Origin of the sequence: Chryseobacterium sp. PTM-20240506, from assembly GCF_048296755.1 — a bacterium.
GTDB lineage: Bacteria > Bacteroidota > Bacteroidia > Flavobacteriales > Weeksellaceae > Chryseobacterium > Chryseobacterium proteolyticum.
This window is the reverse complement of the sequence record NZ_CP182581.1, coordinates 1,072,212-1,088,425: the sequence shown is the minus strand read 5'-3', so window position 1 is coordinate 1,088,425 and position 16,214 is coordinate 1,072,212. Positions and strand designations below refer to the sequence as shown.

The 16,214-nt window shown below is 35.7% G+C and carries 15 protein-coding genes and 1 other RNA gene; 15 read left to right on the top strand and 1 reads right to left on the bottom strand.

Annotated elements, in window-relative coordinates; all coding sequences use genetic code 11:
- The first annotated feature begins 108 nt into the window (after positions 1 to 108).
- The 6 genes from gyrA to ACNFU2_RS04685 all read left to right on the top strand — a co-directional run bounded on the left by gyrA (position 109) and on the right by ACNFU2_RS04685 (position 7,012).
- Entirely contained in the window at positions 109 to 2,709 is a 2,601-nt protein-coding gene (gene gyrA / locus ACNFU2_RS04710) for a DNA gyrase subunit A (protein WP_273648167.1), read from the top strand.
- Between the two features lie 24 nt (positions 2,710 to 2,733).
- Positions 2,734 to 3,759: a tetratricopeptide repeat protein gene (locus ACNFU2_RS04705; RefSeq protein ID WP_411247413.1), complete on the top strand. Its 1,026-nt coding sequence runs from the start codon at positions 2,734 to 2,736 to the stop codon at positions 3,757 to 3,759.
- A gap of 170 nt (positions 3,760 to 3,929) precedes the next feature.
- Complete coding sequence (locus ACNFU2_RS04700) at positions 3,930 to 4,766, top strand: 1,4-dihydroxy-2-naphthoyl-CoA synthase (protein WP_172278400.1); 837 nt, start codon at positions 3,930 to 3,932, stop codon at positions 4,764 to 4,766.
- A 67-nt stretch (positions 4,767 to 4,833) separates the two neighbouring features.
- Entirely contained in the window at positions 4,834 to 5,763 is a 930-nt protein-coding gene (menA, locus tag ACNFU2_RS04695) for a 1,4-dihydroxy-2-naphthoate octaprenyltransferase (protein ID WP_418123931.1), read from the top strand.
- Between the two features lie 15 nt (positions 5,764 to 5,778).
- Positions 5,779 to 6,228: an SRPBCC family protein gene (locus ACNFU2_RS04690; RefSeq protein WP_418123929.1), complete on the top strand. Its 450-nt coding sequence runs from the start codon at positions 5,779 to 5,781 to the stop codon at positions 6,226 to 6,228.
- 97 nt (positions 6,229 to 6,325) lie between these two features.
- On the top strand, positions 6,326 to 7,012 hold the full coding sequence (locus ACNFU2_RS04685; RefSeq protein WP_411247407.1) for a metal-dependent hydrolase: 687 nt from the start codon (positions 6,326 to 6,328) through the stop codon (positions 7,010 to 7,012).
- Positions 7,013 to 7,027: 15 nt separating this feature from the next.
- Here the strand turns inward: ACNFU2_RS04685 and ffs are convergent.
- An RNA gene (gene ffs / locus ACNFU2_RS04680) (signal recognition particle sRNA small type) lies at positions 7,028 to 7,125 on the bottom strand.
- 132 nt (positions 7,126 to 7,257) lie between these two features.
- Here ffs and ACNFU2_RS04675 point away from each other — a divergent pair.
- From ACNFU2_RS04675 to ACNFU2_RS04635, 9 genes are all read left to right on the top strand, one after another.
- A complete protein-coding gene (locus ACNFU2_RS04675; RefSeq protein ID WP_172278392.1) occupies positions 7,258 to 7,836 on the top strand; it encodes a DUF4199 domain-containing protein in 579 nt (192 codons plus the stop codon).
- A 17-nt stretch (positions 7,837 to 7,853) separates the two neighbouring features.
- On the top strand, positions 7,854 to 8,804 hold the full coding sequence (locus tag ACNFU2_RS04670) for a glycosyltransferase family 2 protein (protein WP_172278390.1): 951 nt from the start codon (positions 7,854 to 7,856) through the stop codon (positions 8,802 to 8,804).
- 24 nt (positions 8,805 to 8,828) lie between these two features.
- Positions 8,829 to 9,539, top strand: coding sequence for a DUF3667 domain-containing protein (locus ACNFU2_RS04665; RefSeq protein WP_273648162.1), 711 nt, complete (start codon positions 8,829 to 8,831; stop codon positions 9,537 to 9,539).
- A gap of 6 nt (positions 9,540 to 9,545) precedes the next feature.
- The gene (locus ACNFU2_RS04660) at positions 9,546 to 10,244 is read left to right on the top strand and encodes a GIN domain-containing protein (RefSeq protein ID WP_306612496.1); all 699 of its coding nucleotides are present in this window, start codon (positions 9,546 to 9,548) and stop codon (positions 10,242 to 10,244) included.
- Between the two features lie 187 nt (positions 10,245 to 10,431).
- A complete protein-coding gene (locus ACNFU2_RS04655) occupies positions 10,432 to 12,147 on the top strand; it encodes a phospho-sugar mutase (RefSeq protein ID WP_273648160.1) in 1,716 nt (571 codons plus the stop codon).
- Positions 12,148 to 12,283: 136 nt separating this feature from the next.
- The gene (locus ACNFU2_RS04650) at positions 12,284 to 13,537 is read left to right on the top strand and encodes a pyridoxal phosphate-dependent aminotransferase (RefSeq protein ID WP_273648159.1); all 1,254 of its coding nucleotides are present in this window, start codon (positions 12,284 to 12,286) and stop codon (positions 13,535 to 13,537) included.
- 96 nt (positions 13,538 to 13,633) lie between these two features.
- Entirely contained in the window at positions 13,634 to 14,599 is a 966-nt protein-coding gene (locus ACNFU2_RS04645; protein WP_418123925.1) for a phosphatase PAP2 family protein, read from the top strand.
- Between the two features lie 57 nt (positions 14,600 to 14,656).
- Complete coding sequence (kdsB, locus tag ACNFU2_RS04640; protein ID WP_418123923.1) at positions 14,657 to 15,382, top strand: 3-deoxy-manno-octulosonate cytidylyltransferase; 726 nt, start codon at positions 14,657 to 14,659, stop codon at positions 15,380 to 15,382.
- Between the two features lie 139 nt (positions 15,383 to 15,521).
- Positions 15,522 to 16,184, top strand: a complete 663-nt coding sequence (locus ACNFU2_RS04635) for a histidine kinase (protein WP_273648156.1) — start codon at positions 15,522 to 15,524, stop codon at positions 16,182 to 16,184.
- Positions 16,185 to 16,214 lie beyond the last annotated feature (30 nt).

Below are 16,214 nucleotides of genomic sequence, written 5' to 3'. Positions count from 1 at the left end.
CAAAAATCGGTAAAAATTTCGTAAATTAGCCCGTTATTAAAAAACCAAAATAAATAATTTTCAGACTCACAGCTAAAAGTCTGACTGTCATTATAATAAAATTTGTTTATGCAAAAAGAAGGAGAAAGACTAATTCCTATCAACATTGTTGATGAAATGAAGTCATCTTATATCGATTATTCGATGTCGGTTATCGTTTCAAGGGCGTTACCTGACGTAAGAGATGGCTTAAAACCCGTTCATAGAAGAGTGCTTTATGGTATGTATGGATTAGGGGTTTTTTCTAATAGAAAATACTTAAAATCTGCGAGAATTGTTGGGGATGTTTTAGGTAAATATCACCCTCACGGAGACTCTTCTGTATACGATGCAATGGTAAGAATGGCGCAATCCTGGAGTTTACGTTATCCACAGGTTGATGGTCAGGGGAACTTCGGTTCAATGGATGGAGATCCACCTGCAGCAATGCGTTATACTGAGGCAAGATTGAAAAAAATCTCTGACGACGTTCTTGCTGATCTTGACAAAGAAACAGTTGATTTTCAGAATAACTTTGATGACAGCTTACAGGAACCTACTGTAATGCCTACTAAAATCCCTAATCTTTTAGTTAACGGAACTTCCGGTATTGCCGTAGGTATGGCAACCAACATGGCCCCGCATAACCTGTCTGAGTCTGTTAATGCTATTGTTGCTTACATCGATAATAAAGAAATTACCATAGATGAGCTGATGCAGCACATCGTTGCTCCGGATTTTCCAACAGGAGGAATTATTTATGGATACGATGGAGTAAGAGATGCATTCCATACAGGAAGAGGAAGGGTAGTTCTTAGAGCAAAAGTTAATTTCGAAGAGATAGGAAACAGAAATGCTATTATCGTAACTGAAATTCCATATCAGGTAAACAAAGCTGAAATGATTGCCCGGACAGCTGAGCTGGTTAAAGATGAGAAAATTCCAGGGATTTATGAGATAAGAGATGAGTCCGACAGAAACGGACTTCGTATTGTATATGAGCTGAAAAATGATGCGATTCCGAATGTTGTATTGAATTTATTATATAAATATACTTCACTTCAGACATCTTTCAGTGTCAACAATATTGCTTTGGTACACGGAAGACCGGAACAATTAAATTTAAAGGATATTATCCATCACTTTGTAGAGCACAGACATGATGTTGTTATAAGAAGAACTCAGTTTGAGCTTAAGAAAGCCAAAGAAAGAGCACATATCCTTGAAGGATTCATGAAGGTGATCGGTACGCAGGACTCTCTGGATAAGGCAATTTCTATAATCCGTCACAGTGTAAACCCACAGGCTGCTAAGGAAGGATTGATTCAGGAGTTTGATCTTTCTGAAATCCAGGCCCAGGCAATTCTTGATCTGCGTTTGGCTCGTTTAACGGGAATGGAACTGGATAAGATCCGTGATGAGTATGACGCGATCATGAAAGAAATTCTGAATTTAGAAGATATCCTTGCTAACGAAAGCAGAAGGTTTGAAATCATTAAAGAGGAATTACTTGAAGTAAAAGAAAAATATGGTGATGAAAGAAGAACTGAAATCGATTATTCAGGAGGTGAAATGTCAATTGAAGACATTATTCCTAATGAAGCGGTAGTTCTTACTATTTCTCACGCAGGATATATCAAGAGGACTTCCCTGTCAGAATATAAGATCCAGAGCAGGGGTGGTGTAGGAAACAGAGCGGCAACAACAAGAGATGAAGATTTCCTTGAATATATTGTTTCTGCGACCAATCACCAGTATATGTTGTTCTTTACAGAAAAAGGAAGATGTTATTGGTTAAGGGTATTTGAAATCCCTGAAGGTTCTAAAACGGCAAAAGGAAGAGCTGTACAAAACCTTATCAATATCGAACCGGACGATAAGATCAAAGCATATATCAGAACCAATGATCTGAAAGATGCTGAATACATCAATCAGATGAGTGTGGTTATGATCACTAAGAACGGTACGATCAAAAAGACATCTCTTGAAGCTTATTCAAGGCCAAGAGTTAATGGTATTAATGCTATTGAAATCAGGGACAATGACCAATTGTTAGGAGCATGGCTTACGAACGGAACTTCTCAGATCATGATTGCTACTAAAAATGGTAAATGTATTCGCTTCCCGGAAGAAAAAGTAAGAGAGGTAGGTAGAGGATCTATCGGGGTTCGTGGTATTACCATGGAAGATAATGACGAGGTAATTGGTATGATTGTTGTGAACGATGTAGAGAATGAAACCGTTTTAGTGGTTTCTGAAAAGGGTTATGGTAAAAGAACTGCTGTAGAAGATTACAGAATTACCAACAGAGGAGGAAAAGGAGTTATTACCTTAAACATTACCGAAAAAACAGGAAATCTTATTGCCATCCAGAATGTAACGGATGAAGATGGATTGATGATCATCAATAAATCCGGTGTTGCTATCCGTATGAATATGGATGAAATGAGGGTTATGGGTAGAAATACACAAGGGGTTCGAATGATCAACCTTAAGAAAAATGATGAAATTGCGGCGATTGCAAAAGTGGAGATGGATAAGGATGTAGAAGAAGAGTTAGAGGAAGGAGAAGAAGGAGCAGAATCTACACAAAGCAGTGATGCAGATGCAAATGTAACACCACAATTAGAAAATAATTCGGAAAATGAAGAGTCTGCCGATGAAACCGGAGATTCAGATTCTGAAGAATAAATGTAAATAAAATAAATTCTGATTATGAAAAAGCTAATTTTAAGTATAGCGATTATTTCTTCAGCTTTTGTTTTCGGACAGAAGAAGGATGTAAATGCTCAGCTACAAGATGCTAACAAAGCAGCTATGGATGCATATAATGCGAAAAACTATGCTGTTGCGGCTCCTAAGTTTTTAGAGGTTTATAACCTGTTAAAAACGAATGGCCAAGATGATAAGGTGTATATGTATTATGCAGGACTTAACTATGCTTTGGCTAATAACGTTGATGAAGCCATTAAGATCTATACTGAATTGATTAATTCAGGATATACAGGAGTTCAGACCAACTATACGGCAAAAGATAAAAAAACAGGTCAGGTTGCTACTTATGATAAAGGAACTTGGGAGATGCTGAAAAAATCTTCAGATTATTCAGACTTCAAAACAGAGCAAACTCCAAGTGTAGAGCCTGATTTATATGAGACTTTATCTACATTGCTTTTAAATGCCAAGAAGAATGACGAGGCTGTAGCTATCATTGAAAAAGGATTAGCTAAATTTCCTAATAATGCTAAGCTGAAAGACTTCCAAAGTACGGCTTATTATCAGTCAGGAAATACAGATAAATTTGTGGCTACTTTAAAAGAGCAATTAGCGAAAAATCCTAATGATGCTACCAACTGGTACAATTTAGGAGTTATGCAATCTAAAAATCCTGCTACCGGTGCAGATGCTGAAGCTTCTTTTAAAAAAGCAATTGAGTTGAAGCCTGATTTTGCCAATGCTTATCAAAACTTAGTGTATACAATAATCGGAGAAGATGATAAAGCGGTAAATGAAATCAACACGCTTAGAAAAACTAAGCCGGATGATGCAACGAAGCTTATTGAAGCCAGAAAAGAAAGATTTAACAAAGCTTTACCTTATGCTGAAAGCTGGTATAAGGCTCTTCCTAATGATGCAAATGCGGTTACTATGCTGAAGGAGATTTACAGCATTACTAAGAATCAGGCTAAGATGGCTGAAATGAAAGCTAAAGAAGCTGAACTTCAGGGAAAAGCTAAATAATATTCTTTAAAAGAATTGATATAGAAAACCGAAACAATTTTGTTTCGGTTTTTGTTTTTTAATCCGAAAATGAGCTTCCTCAGTTTCAATGTTTTTTTACATGATAATCCTTGTTTTTGGAACGTTAAAATTCTCTGCAATTCCGTATCTTTGAGAAAAATTTTTACAAGATGATTGAGTGGAAAACCGCTAAAGAATACGAAGATATTACCTATAAAAAATGCAATGGTGTAGCTCGAATTGCTTTCAACAGACCGGAGGTTCGTAATGCTTTCAGACCTAAGACAACTTCAGAATTATATGATGCTTTTTATGACGCTTATGAAGACTCTTCAATAGGTGTTGTTTTGCTTTCAGGAGAAGGACCAAGTCCTAAAGACGGAGGATGGGCTTTCTGTAGTGGAGGAGACCAAAAAGCAAGAGGACATCAAGGGTATGTAGGTGAAGATGGAAGACATCGTCTGAATATCTTAGAAGTTCAGCGTTTAATCCGTTTTATGCCTAAGGTAGTAATTGCCGTTGTTCCGGGTTGGGCAGTAGGTGGAGGACATTCGCTTCATGTGGTTTGTGATCTCACGCTAGCTAGTAAGGAACATGCTATTTTCAAACAAACGGATGCTGACGTTACAAGCTTCGATGGTGGTTATGGTTCTGCATATCTTGCAAAGATGGTAGGCCAGAAAAAGGCCCGTGAAATTTTCTTTTTAGGAAGAAACTATTCTGCTCAGGAAGCTTTGGAGATGGGAATGGTGAATGCCGTTATTCCACATGAAGAATTAGAAGATACAGCCTATGAATGGGCACAGGAAATTTTAGCCAAATCTCCGACTTCCATCAGAATGCTGAAATTCGCAATGAACTTAACTGACGATGGAATGGTGGGACAACAGGTTTTTGCAGGAGAAGCTACCCGTTTGGCTTATATGACTGAAGAAGCTCAGGAAGGCAGAAATGCATTCCTGGAAAAAAGAAAACCTGACTTCGGGGAAAATCAATGGATATCATAAAAATATAAATGATAGTTGATAAATGATCACGGTATCATTTATCAATTATCGCTTATCAATTATAACTATGAAAGATTGGATAAAAGCCGCAAGGCTAAGAACTTTACCGCTTTCTTTGAGCGGAATTATTATGGGTAGTTTCATTGCAAAATGGAAATTATACGGTGAAGGAGGGACCTGGGATTGGAGGATTTTTGCTTTAGCCCTGCTGGTAACCCTTCTTTATCAGATTTTATCAAACTATGCCAATGATTATGGTGACGGCGTAAAAGGGACAGATGCAAAAAGAATCAGTGAGGCCGAAAGTCGAGCAGTAGCTTCAGGAAAGATTACAGCAAAGCAAATGAAGAATGCAGTGATCCTATTTTCAACCTTGTCCTTTATAGCAACTGTTGTTTTGCTGTACGTTGCATTCATTCCCGATTATATGAATGAGTTTTACATTTTTATAGGTCTGGGAGTTGCAAGTATTTTAGCGGCAATCGGCTATACTGTAGGTAAGAAGCCTTACGGGTACATGGGATTGGGAGACGTTTTTGTATTTATCTTTTTTGGTTTGGTTTCTGTTTGCGGAAGTTATTTTCTGTTCACAAAAACATTCAGCTGGGATATCTTATTGCCGGGAACGGCAGTCGGAATGATGAGTATGGCTGTTTTAAATCTTAATAATATGAGGGATATTGAAACTGATCGATTATCTGGGAAGAACAGCTTTGCTTTAAGATTAGGTTTCAGGAATGCAATGATTTATGAGATGATCCTTTTGCAGCTTCCTCTGATTTTAATCCTTATCTTTTTAGGAATAAACGGTTTTATACAGTCGCAAAATTACTATGTATTCATTGTAATGATCCTGTTAATCCCGTTTGCTAAACTGAGAAGGAAAATAATGTCTGTAAAGGAGCCTAAAGAACTTGATCAGTATTTGAAACAAGTGGGTATCCTGACGTTTACTATGGCTGTACTGACAGCAATCGGACTTAATTTTTTTAACTAAACAAAATTAATCAGTATGAGTAATTCTCCAGCATTCGTTGAAGCTCAAATGCTTATCAGAAAACCTGTTCATGAGGTGTTTGAAACATTTATCAATCCTGAACTAACCACTCAATTTTGGTTTACGAAATCGAGCGGAAGACTTGAAGAAGGTAAAACAATTACCTGGGAATGGGAAATGTATGGAGTGAAAAATAATGTCACTGTTCATAAAATCATTCCCAATCATCTTATCAAAACAGAATGGGGTGATCCTTTATCTAATGTGGATTATGAATTCAAAGAAATGGAGAAAGGGACTTTGGTTGTGATTAAAAGCTATGGATTTACCCAGACAGGTGAAGATCTTTTAAAGACAATTAATGATAATACGGGTGGTTTTACGACAGTTTTAGACGGTTGTAAAGCATATCTGGAACATGGCATTAACCTCAGGCTGATTGAAGATAAATTTCCCCAAAAATAAATGATGTATTCTTTGTTTATTCAATATCAACAAATCTTTGAAACATTATTTAGAAATACTTGGCAATTATATTTAACATAATTAAAATAAAATCAAAATGAAAATACAATTCTTAGGACAAAATTGTTTTTTGTTCACATACAAGGATAAGACTATTTTAAGTGATCCTTTTTATAATTATAAAAAAGCAGAGTCCGGATTTGATATTTCTGCCCAGAAAATCGATTATATCCTGCTGACCCACGCTCATGGTGATCATATAGCAGATGTGGCGGAAGTTTTGGAATATCATCCAGAAGCTACCGTTATCGGGGTGCCTGAAGTGTGTGGATACTTCAAGGCTGCAAAAAACAAAGATGATGTGAACTTAGGAGGATCGGCAAAAATCGACGATCTTAAAATTTCCATGGTTCCGGCTCACCATACTAGTTCTTTCCCTGATGGAAGCTATGGAGGTGTTCCTGTGGGATATATTTTCAGATTACCTGAAGGTAAGAATATTTATCTGGCAGGGGATACAGGGGTAATGGCAGATATGGAATTATTTCCAAGGCTTTACGGAAACATTGATTTGTCCATTTTACCAATTGGAAGCCATTATACAATGTGCCCGAGAAAAGCGGCCTTTGCAGCATCTGAATTGCTAAAAACACCAAAAGTAATAGGATGTCATTTTGATACTTTCCCGGCTATTGAAATAAATCATGAAAGTGCCTTAAAACATTTTAGTGATAAAAATGTAGAGCTTGTTTTACCGAAATTGGGAGAGGAGTTTGAATTTTAAACTAAGGGAAATAAAAAATGGCAAGCTACCTACATCACACCGCTACGACCGATTACCTTTGCTGTGTTCCCACCCTGGAGGATTCTCAGGAGCTGGTTGTGTAGGACTTGCCGGTGCAAAGATAGGAATTAATTATAAATTTGAAAATAATATTACAGAAAAATGAACGAAAAAAAGCTTTACTGGTGCTAAATTGCTGAAATTTAGGGTAATAATTTTTCTAAAATTTTTCTAAAAATAAGAATATGACGAAAAGTCCATCCACTATAGGAATTATACTATTTATCGCTACAATGATTGTTTTTTTTGTAGCATACTACTTCTTCTCAGGAATTCATTATTTTGATACATCCCTCAAAATCAATGCTTTCGTATTGCCTGTTATTTATGCAGGAGGAGCATTCTGGTCTGTTAAATCACGTTGGAATACCCATAAAATGGGTTTCAGAGAAGCATTCAAGAGATCTTTTGTGCCCATGTTTATTGGTGGGATTCTTTCCATATTTAGCATTTACCTGTTCCTGAATTTTGTTGATACAGATGCTAAAAAACTGTTAAATTACCAGTATGTTGAAAGACAAAAATCTGAATTAGATTCTGAATATCAGTCTGCAAGAAAGATTTTGAAACATCAGAAAGACATTGATGAATTAGATCAAAAATACAAAGAGAGAAGTCAAAGCTTTTCTCCACAAGCTGTAAAAGGAAAAGATATGCTTACTGCAAGTCATTTTTCAGGATATTTTGCAGCAATTCTTATATTTTACGTAGTTTTGTCCCTGTTTTTCGGAGCGTTTTTCAGAACAAAAACGATTCATCAATAAATCTTTATAAAAATTAAATGAACTTATCTATAATTATTCCGCTACTTAATGAAGAAGACTCTCTTGAAGAGCTGTTTTCAAGGATTGATCTGGTTTGCGCAACGAACAATTTATCCTATGAAATCTGGTTTGTAGATGATGGAAGTACGGATTTGTCCTGGAGCATTATCGAAAATCTGAAGGTACAGCATCCACAGATTCATGGAATTAAATTTTCCAGAAATTATGGGAAATCCCAGGCATTGCATGCAGCGTTTGAACGAGCACACGGAGATGTGATCATTACAATGGATGCTGATTTACAGGATTTTCCTGAAGAGATTCCTGATCTTTATAAAATGGTCGTTGAAGATAATTACGACATTGTTTCAGGGTGGAAAAAGAAACGGTTTGACAATGTAATGACCAAAAATGTTCCGTCTAAACTTTTCAATGCTGCTGCTAGAAAAGTTTCAGGAGTGGAGCTGCACGATTTCAATTGTGGTTTGAAGGCATATAAAAAACAGGTCGTTAAATCTATTGATGTATATGGAGATATGCATCGATACATTCCAGTTCTGGCTGCGAATGCAGGATTCAAAAGGATTACGGAAAAAGAAGTCCGTCATCAGGCCCGGCCTTACGGGACTTCCAAATTTGGTACTGAAAGGTTTATCCGGGGATTCCTGGATTTAGTAACACTTTGGTTTGTAAGCCGTTTCGGAGGAAGGCCTATGCATTTTTTTGGAGCGGTGGGAACCACTATGTTTATTTTTGGATTCCTTTCAGCATTTTGGCTGGGTGTTTCGAAATTAATTGATGTTTCCAGAGGAATTTATGGTCACCTGATTACCAATAATCCATGGTTCTTTATTGCTTTAACCATGATGATTATGGGAACATTGCTTTTTATTGCCGGCTTCTTAGGAGAAATGATCATCAGGACTAATAGAGAACATAAAAATTATAATATTGATGAAGTGATTTAATAGGATATGGTTAAAAAGAGTTGTTTGAACTGCGGTTATACAATCTCCGGTGAGTTTTGTGCTCATTGCGGACAGAAGACCGACACAACAAGAATAACTCATATCTCACTTATTAAAAATGACATCTTAGGATCCATCTGGCATGTAGAAACCCGTTTTTTCAAAACAATAAAGAGTATTTTGTTTCGGCCCGGGAAAACAGCAATGGATTATATAGCAGGAAAAAGAATCAGATATTACAACTTTATTTCGTTGTTGCTGATTCTTTTTAGCTTTAATGTCCTGACCTTACATTTTTACGAAAAATTTGCAACGAAAGAAGCAATTCCTGAATCTTCTGAAGTAAGAACTTTTTTTGCGAGATACTCCAAAACAATCCTCTTTGTTATTATCCCAATGCTCGCAGTTAACGCTTTTTTTATTTTTAAAAAGGTAAAATTGAATCTTGGTGAGCATTTTATCCTTGGAACAGTAAGTCTTTTAGGAATTTTAGTTATATTTTTGCTAGATGATATCGTAAGTTTTATGGGTTTATGGAAGCCTTTATCAAAAATTACTGATATTGCTGATAAAATTTTATTCGTTCTTTTTATTCTCTTTCCTGCAATCACTTATTGGAATGCTTTTAAAAAATCATACTCAAAACCAGGTTTAATGGTGAGAGTATCAATTCTTTATGTGGTAATGGGAATAGAAAGTCTTGCAATAATTGCAGTTTTATATAAAATATTTTAAGTAAGTATGAAAAATATATTGTACATATTTGTGCTTGTAGCCGTAATTTCTTGTGGAAAAGTTTCACCCAAAGGAAATATTGAGAGAAAAGATGTGGATGTTTCTGAATTTGTCAACCTGGACCTTAACGGGAAATTTAGGGTATTTTATGCAAGAGGACCTAAAAATTTTGTTGAAATAGAGACTTATCCAAATGTTGCCAATAATTTAGATGTAGATGTGAAAGACAAAACTCTTTCAATAAAAGAAAAAAGAGGAACAAAGGGAGTTGATTTTTATAATGTGACCATTTATTCAAAATATAATCTTGAAAAAGTTTCCATTTCAGATTCTGTAGAAATGAATATTTCGAGTGAAATAAAAACAGATAATTTTAAGCTTAATTTAAAGAATAACGCTACATTTATGGGTTCAGTGAACACAAGAAGAGCGGAAATAGAGATGGTGAACAGGAGTAGGGCTAATTTTTTAGGAGAAACTAAAAATGCAGTAATAAAGATTTCTGATACGGCTAGCCTGATTGCTCCGTATTGGAAAATCACCAACCTGAATATTGATTCTAAAAACGGGAATTATGCTGAAGTTAATGTAAAAGATTCTCTTAAAGGACATATTCAGAATACAGCAAAGTTTTTATATTATAATGATCCTATCCGCGCTTTCAAAATTGATAAAACAACAAAGGTTGAAAATAAGACGCTATAATAGAAGCTGAAAGTTAGGAGAGCATGTAATTGTTTATAAAAAAGAATAGAAAATATATTTCTGAATAAAGTTGTAAAGAAATATATACAATGCAATAAAAGAATAATAAATATACGCTGCAAAAGTTGATATGGAGACAGCTGAAAGGCCTCCGACATCAGACTTCCAGCTTAAATAAGATACAAATATGACAACATTAGAAAAAGCGAAACTTTGGTTAAGTGAAACGTTTGATCAGGAAACGAGAGATGCTGTGAAATTATTAATTGATAGTAATTCTCCTGATCTGGAAGATTCTTTTTACAGGGAACTGGAATTTGGGACCGGAGGTATGAGAGGAATTATGGGGGTTGGAACGAATCGTTTAAATAAGTACACTTTAGGTCAAGCTACACAAGGACTTGCGAACTATATGTTAAAGCAATTTCCTAATGAGGAAATTAAAGTAGCTATCGCTTATGACGTTCGTCATAATTCCAAAGAATTTGGAAAACTGGTAGCTGATGTTTTAACGGCTAATGGAATTAAGGTATTGCTTTTTAAAGATCACAGACCTACGCCGGAATTGTCTTTTACCGTTCGTGATAAAAAATGTAACGGGGGTATTGTACTTACGGCTTCTCATAATCCCCCGGAATATAATGGATACAAAGTATACTGGAATGATGGAGCTCAAATTGTTCCGCCTCATGATGAAGCAATTATCAATGAGGTGTATTCTGTGAAATTTGATGAAATTAAATTTGACGGAAACGATGATCTTATTGAATGGATCGGGGCAGAGCAGGATGATGTTTATATTGATGCCTGTATTGAGAATTCCACGTATCAGAATGTTGGCAAAGAGAACCTGAATATTGTCTTTACATCCATTCACGGAACAACTTATACAACGGTTCCGAAGGCTTTGGAAAAAGCAGGATTCAAAAAAGTGGATCTTGTAAAAGAGCAGATGATTCCTAGCGGAAACTTTACTACTGTTGCTTCCCCGAATCCTGAAGAGCCTGCTGCATTGGAAATGGCAATGGATCTTGCAAAAATTACCAATGCTGATATTGTGATCGGAACAGATCCGGATGGTGACAGATTGGGAATTGCAGTGAGAAACCTTGATGGAGAAATGCAACTGCTGAATGGTAATCAAACCAATACTATTCTTACGTATTATATTCTAAATGAATGGAGAAAACTGGATAAGATCACTGGAAAAGAGTTTATTGGTTCTACGATCGTTACGTCAGATATTTTCTTTGATATTGCCCAAAAATTTGGGGTTGCCTGTAAGGCAGGTCTTACCGGGTTTAAATGGATCGGAAAAATGATCCGTGAAGCTGAGGGAAAAGAAAAATTTGTTTGCGGAGGAGAAGAAAGCTTTGGTTTTATGACCGGGGATTTTGTTCGTGATAAAGATTCTTGTGGAAGTATTCTTTTGGCGTGCGAAATTGCAGCATGGTGCAAAGCCAATGGCAGAACGATGTATCAATATATGATTGAGATATATCAGGAGACAGGAATGTACTATGAGGGATTGGTGAATCTTGTCAGAAAAGGTAAGGACGGAGCTGAAGAAATTCAGAACATGATGAAAAATTTCCGAGAAAACCCTCCAAAAGAAATCGCGGGGTCTTTGGTTGAAGATATTAAAGATTTTAAGGAACAAACCCATTTTATTGTTTCTAAAAATGAAAAACAGGTTATGAATGAGATTCCAAAATCCAATGTATTGATTTACTATACTCAGGATGGAACTAAAGTTTGTGTAAGACCTTCCGGAACAGAACCAAAGATCAAGTTTTATATTTCGGTAAAAGATATGATTACTTCCGAAGCTGATTTCAGAGATAAATTAAAATCTTTGGATGAGAAAATTGATCAGGTAAAAGCAGATCTTAAACTAGACTGAAAATGAAAGTTATAAATTTGGTTTATACATTTATAAATGAGAGTATTAGGAAAGAGCTCTCTAATTAAAAACAAAATTTATAACTTATACTTAATAACATATAACATTAGTCAAAAACAATAAATATTTAAATAAAGTGAAAGTTTCAAAATTAGCGGCGAACCTGATTGGTTCTGAAATTGTAAAAATTGGTAATGAAGTAAATGATTTAAAGGCAAAAGGAGCGGAGATAGCCAATCTTACTATTGGTGACCTGAATTCTAATATCTATCCGATACCTGCAAAGTTAAAGGAGGAGATTCAGAAAGCTTATCAGAATAATCTGACGAATTATCCGCCTGCAAACGGACTTTTATCTTTAAGAAATGAAGTTTCAAAAGATCTTAAATCAAGATGGAATCTGGAGTATTCAGCCAATGATATTTTAATTACTGCAGGATCTAGACCTTTGATTTATGCAGTGTATAAGACAATTGTGGATGAAGGTGATAAAGTTATTTATCCTATTCCTTCTTGGAATAATAATCACTATGCTTATCTTACTTCTGCAGATGCTATTGAGGTGAAGACAACCCCTGAAAATAACTTTTTACCTACTGCTGCTGATCTTAAACCTCACTTAAGTGGTGCTGTTTTATTAGCGCTTTGTTCGCCATTGAACCCAACAGGAACGATGTTTACAAAAGACCAGCTTTCTGAAATCTGCGAACTCATCATCGAAGAAAACAAAAAAAGAGGCGCTGATGAAAAGCCTTTATATCTGATGTATGACCAAATCTACTCGAATCTTACTTTTGATGCTAAACATTATGATCCCGTTTCTCTATTCCCTGAAATGAAAGACTATACGATTTATATTGATGGGATCTCAAAATGTCTTGCTGCAACAGGAGTGCGTGTAGGATGGGGGTTCGGGCCATCTCATATTATCGATAAAATGAAAGCTTTGCTTACACACGTAGGAGCTTGGGCACCTAAGCCGGAGCAGGAGGCAACAGCTAAATATTACCAGAACTCTGAAGATGTAAATACTTTTGTTGATGAATTTAAAGGAAAACTGGAAGAAAGCCTTAAAGTTCTTCATAAAGGAATCCAGGATTTAAAAGGCAAAGGATTAGCGGTAGAAAGCATTGAGCCTATGGGAGCCCTTTACCTTACGATCAAGTTGGATTATATCGGAAAAACGAAACCGGATGGGAACACTATAGAAAATTCATCTGATCTTGTTTTTTATCTAATCAATGAAGCGGGTGTAGCTTTAGTTCCTTTCTCTGCCTTCGGAGAAGAAAAATCTGAACCTTGGTTCCGTGCTTCTGTAGGAGGATTAGCAGTAAACGAAATTGAAGTAATGATGCCAAAATTAGAGCAGGCATTAAGCAATTTAAAATAAAATAAATACCCGCAATCAGTTGTTGTAATGAACTTTTGTTTCTATTGAAAGTCTCATGAACCGGTTAGCTGATTGCGGGTATCAAAAAAACACAAAGTGAAAAAAATTAAATGGCTGTTATTACCCATATCAGTAATGGTATGGTCGCAGAAAAAAGACAGCACCATCGAAAAATCGTTAAAATCACAGAGCTATATTCTCAAAGACGGTTCTGTGCGAACCTATCATAAGCCTAAGCTTTTCGAATTTATTACCAGGGCTCCAAAAGATTTTATAGATACTAATAAGGACTTTGTTGCAAAGGATCATGCTTATTACTTAGGAGGTGCAATAGCAAGTACTTTGGTGCTTATTCCATTCGATCAGAAATTGATTGATAATTCAAGAGAGCTGGGTGAAAAATGGGGGATGAGTGCCGATAATAATTACAGTAAAATCGGAGGAGTTATAAAAATACCGAAAGATATCGGCTCAGGTTTATATCTCATCGGTAATGGCTCTACAGTTGTATTGTTAGGGATAGGTTTTGCGACGTATGGTTGGATAAAAGATGACTACAGGGCTCAGGCAACCGCCAGTGGTTTAATGGAAAGTTTATTGCTTTCCGGTGTTTTTTCACAAACAATAAAAAGGATTACAGGCAGGGAAAGTCCTTTTATAGCAATAGAAAATGGTAATCCCGGAGGACACTGGACTCCTTTTCCAAGCTTTGCAGCTTTTGCTAAAAATACATCAAGTTATGATGCGATGCCATCGGGACATTTAACAACATTTATGTCGGCTATCACGGTGATTGCAGATAATTATCCTGACGCAGTATGGATTAAACCAGTAGGATATACATTGGCAGGAGCGATGGCTTTTCAGATGATGCAAAGCCAGGTTCACTGGGCATCGGATTATCCTTTAGCCTTGCTCATGGGATATTTTATAGGGAAAACCATTTCGAAAAACAGATATACAGTTTCAGGAGCAAGTACAGGAAAAGTAAAATATAAATTGAATTTTATTGCTTCTACGAATCTAGGCTATAATATGGTGGGAGTAAACGTTTCTTTTTAAGAAGAAGTCCATATTTTGCTTATATTTAAAAAAAATTAAAATAATAAGAATCGTTCAATGAAGATCATAGCAGTTATTCCCGCCCGTTACGAAGCAAGCCGGTTTCCCGGAAAATTAATGCAGATTTTAGGTGGTAAAACAGTAATTACGACCACCTATCAGAATGTTCTGGAAACGGGTTTATTTGATGAAGTTTTTGTAGCGTGTGATTCTGAGGTTATTTATGATGAGATTATTAATAATGGAGGAAAGGCCGTAATGACCGGGCAGCATGAAACAGGAAGTGACCGTATTGCGGAGGCAGTTCAGCATATAGATTGTGATATTGTGATCAATGTGCAGGGTGATGAGCCTTTTTTAAAGACAGAACCTCTAAAACAGCTGATTGAAGTTTTTAAAGAAGACCAGAATCAGGAAATTTCATTAGCTTCCCTGAAGATAAAGCTGACTGAAAAGGAGGAAATTGAAAACCCAAATAATGTGAAAGTTATTACCGATAATAATGGTTTTGCATTATACTTTAGCCGCTCAGTTATTCCTTACCACAGGGAGATCTCGTATGCTGTAGATTATTTCAAGCACATTGGAGTATATGCATTCAGGAAGCATGCACTGCTGCAGTTTTCTAAACTGGAAATGAAACCTTTAGAAATTTCGGAAAAAATAGAATGTATCCGTTACCTGGAATATGGGATGAAAATTAAATTAATAGAGACCAACTTTATTGGAGTTGGAATTGATACACCTGAGGATTTGGAAAAAGCAAGAAAATTGATCAACTAAATTGCCAACAGGCAAAAAGGAAGAAGGGCTGAATTACTAAATAGCAAATTTGTAAAATTGTTAAATGAGTACGATTTTACATTTTCACAAATTTGCTTTCTTACAAATTCGCCTTATATTTGAATTATAAATTGAATTAATGAAGAAATTACTTTTAGTATTCGTACTGATTTATTCACAAATTACTTTTGCACAGACCGCTAAGGAAATTATCGATAAAAATATTGAACTATCAGGTGGACTGACAAATTGGAAGCTGTTAAATTCAGTATTACTTCAAGGGAAAGTAATTTTGGGGATCAAAGATGAATATCCGATAAAAATTTATCAGCAACGCCCGAATCTCACTAAAACAGTTCTTACCATTAATAATAAAGAAACTGCGATTGAAGGCTATGACGGAAGTAAAGGATATGCAATGAACTATGCCACAAATAAAGTTCAGGAATATCCGAATTATATTCCCGAAAGTTTTGATAATGATTTCATTGACTGGGAGAATAAAGGTTTTGAAGCTAAATATCTGGGAAAAGAGAAAGTGGGAGATATTTATTGCCATAAAGTAGAATTAACAAAAAATGTCAATAAAAATTTCTATTATTTTGATACCAATACCTATATGCTTCTTAAGGAAATAAAAAAAGATGAAACATTAACGTATTCGGAGTATAGAAAAGTGGGAAATCTATTAATGCCTTTCAGAATTGAATCTTCAAGCCCTAAAAAAGATGGGGATTTTGTAATGCAGATCAATAAAATAGACATCAACAAAGTTTTTCCTGCCAATATCTTTAAATTTTAATAGTCTATATAAATAACGCAGTGAAAACTG

Excerpts from the sequence above, each read along its gene's own strand:
- gyrA (WP_273648167.1), top strand. The coding sequence starts at position 109 with ATGCAAAAAGAAGGAGAAAGACTAATTCCTATCAACATTGTTGATGAA.
- ACNFU2_RS04705 (WP_411247413.1), top strand. The coding sequence starts at position 2,734 with ATGAAAAAGCTAATTTTAAGTATAGCGATTATTTCTTCAGCTTTTGTT.
- ACNFU2_RS04700 (WP_172278400.1), top strand. The coding sequence starts at position 3,930 with ATGATTGAGTGGAAAACCGCTAAAGAATACGAAGATATTACCTATAAA.
- menA (WP_418123931.1), top strand. The coding sequence starts at position 4,834 with ATGAAAGATTGGATAAAAGCCGCAAGGCTAAGAACTTTACCGCTTTCT.
- ACNFU2_RS04690 (WP_418123929.1), top strand. The coding sequence starts at position 5,779 with ATGAGTAATTCTCCAGCATTCGTTGAAGCTCAAATGCTTATCAGAAAA.
- ACNFU2_RS04685 (WP_411247407.1), top strand. The coding sequence starts at position 6,326 with ATGAAAATACAATTCTTAGGACAAAATTGTTTTTTGTTCACATACAAG.
- ACNFU2_RS04675 (WP_172278392.1), top strand. The coding sequence starts at position 7,258 with ATGACGAAAAGTCCATCCACTATAGGAATTATACTATTTATCGCTACA.
- ACNFU2_RS04670 (WP_172278390.1), top strand. The coding sequence starts at position 7,854 with ATGAACTTATCTATAATTATTCCGCTACTTAATGAAGAAGACTCTCTT.
- ACNFU2_RS04660 (WP_306612496.1), top strand. The coding sequence starts at position 9,546 with ATGAAAAATATATTGTACATATTTGTGCTTGTAGCCGTAATTTCTTGT.
- ACNFU2_RS04655 (WP_273648160.1), top strand. The coding sequence starts at position 10,432 with ATGACAACATTAGAAAAAGCGAAACTTTGGTTAAGTGAAACGTTTGAT.
- kdsB (WP_418123923.1), top strand. The coding sequence starts at position 14,657 with ATGAAGATCATAGCAGTTATTCCCGCCCGTTACGAAGCAAGCCGGTTT.
- ACNFU2_RS04635 (WP_273648156.1), top strand. The coding sequence starts at position 15,522 with ATGAAGAAATTACTTTTAGTATTCGTACTGATTTATTCACAAATTACT.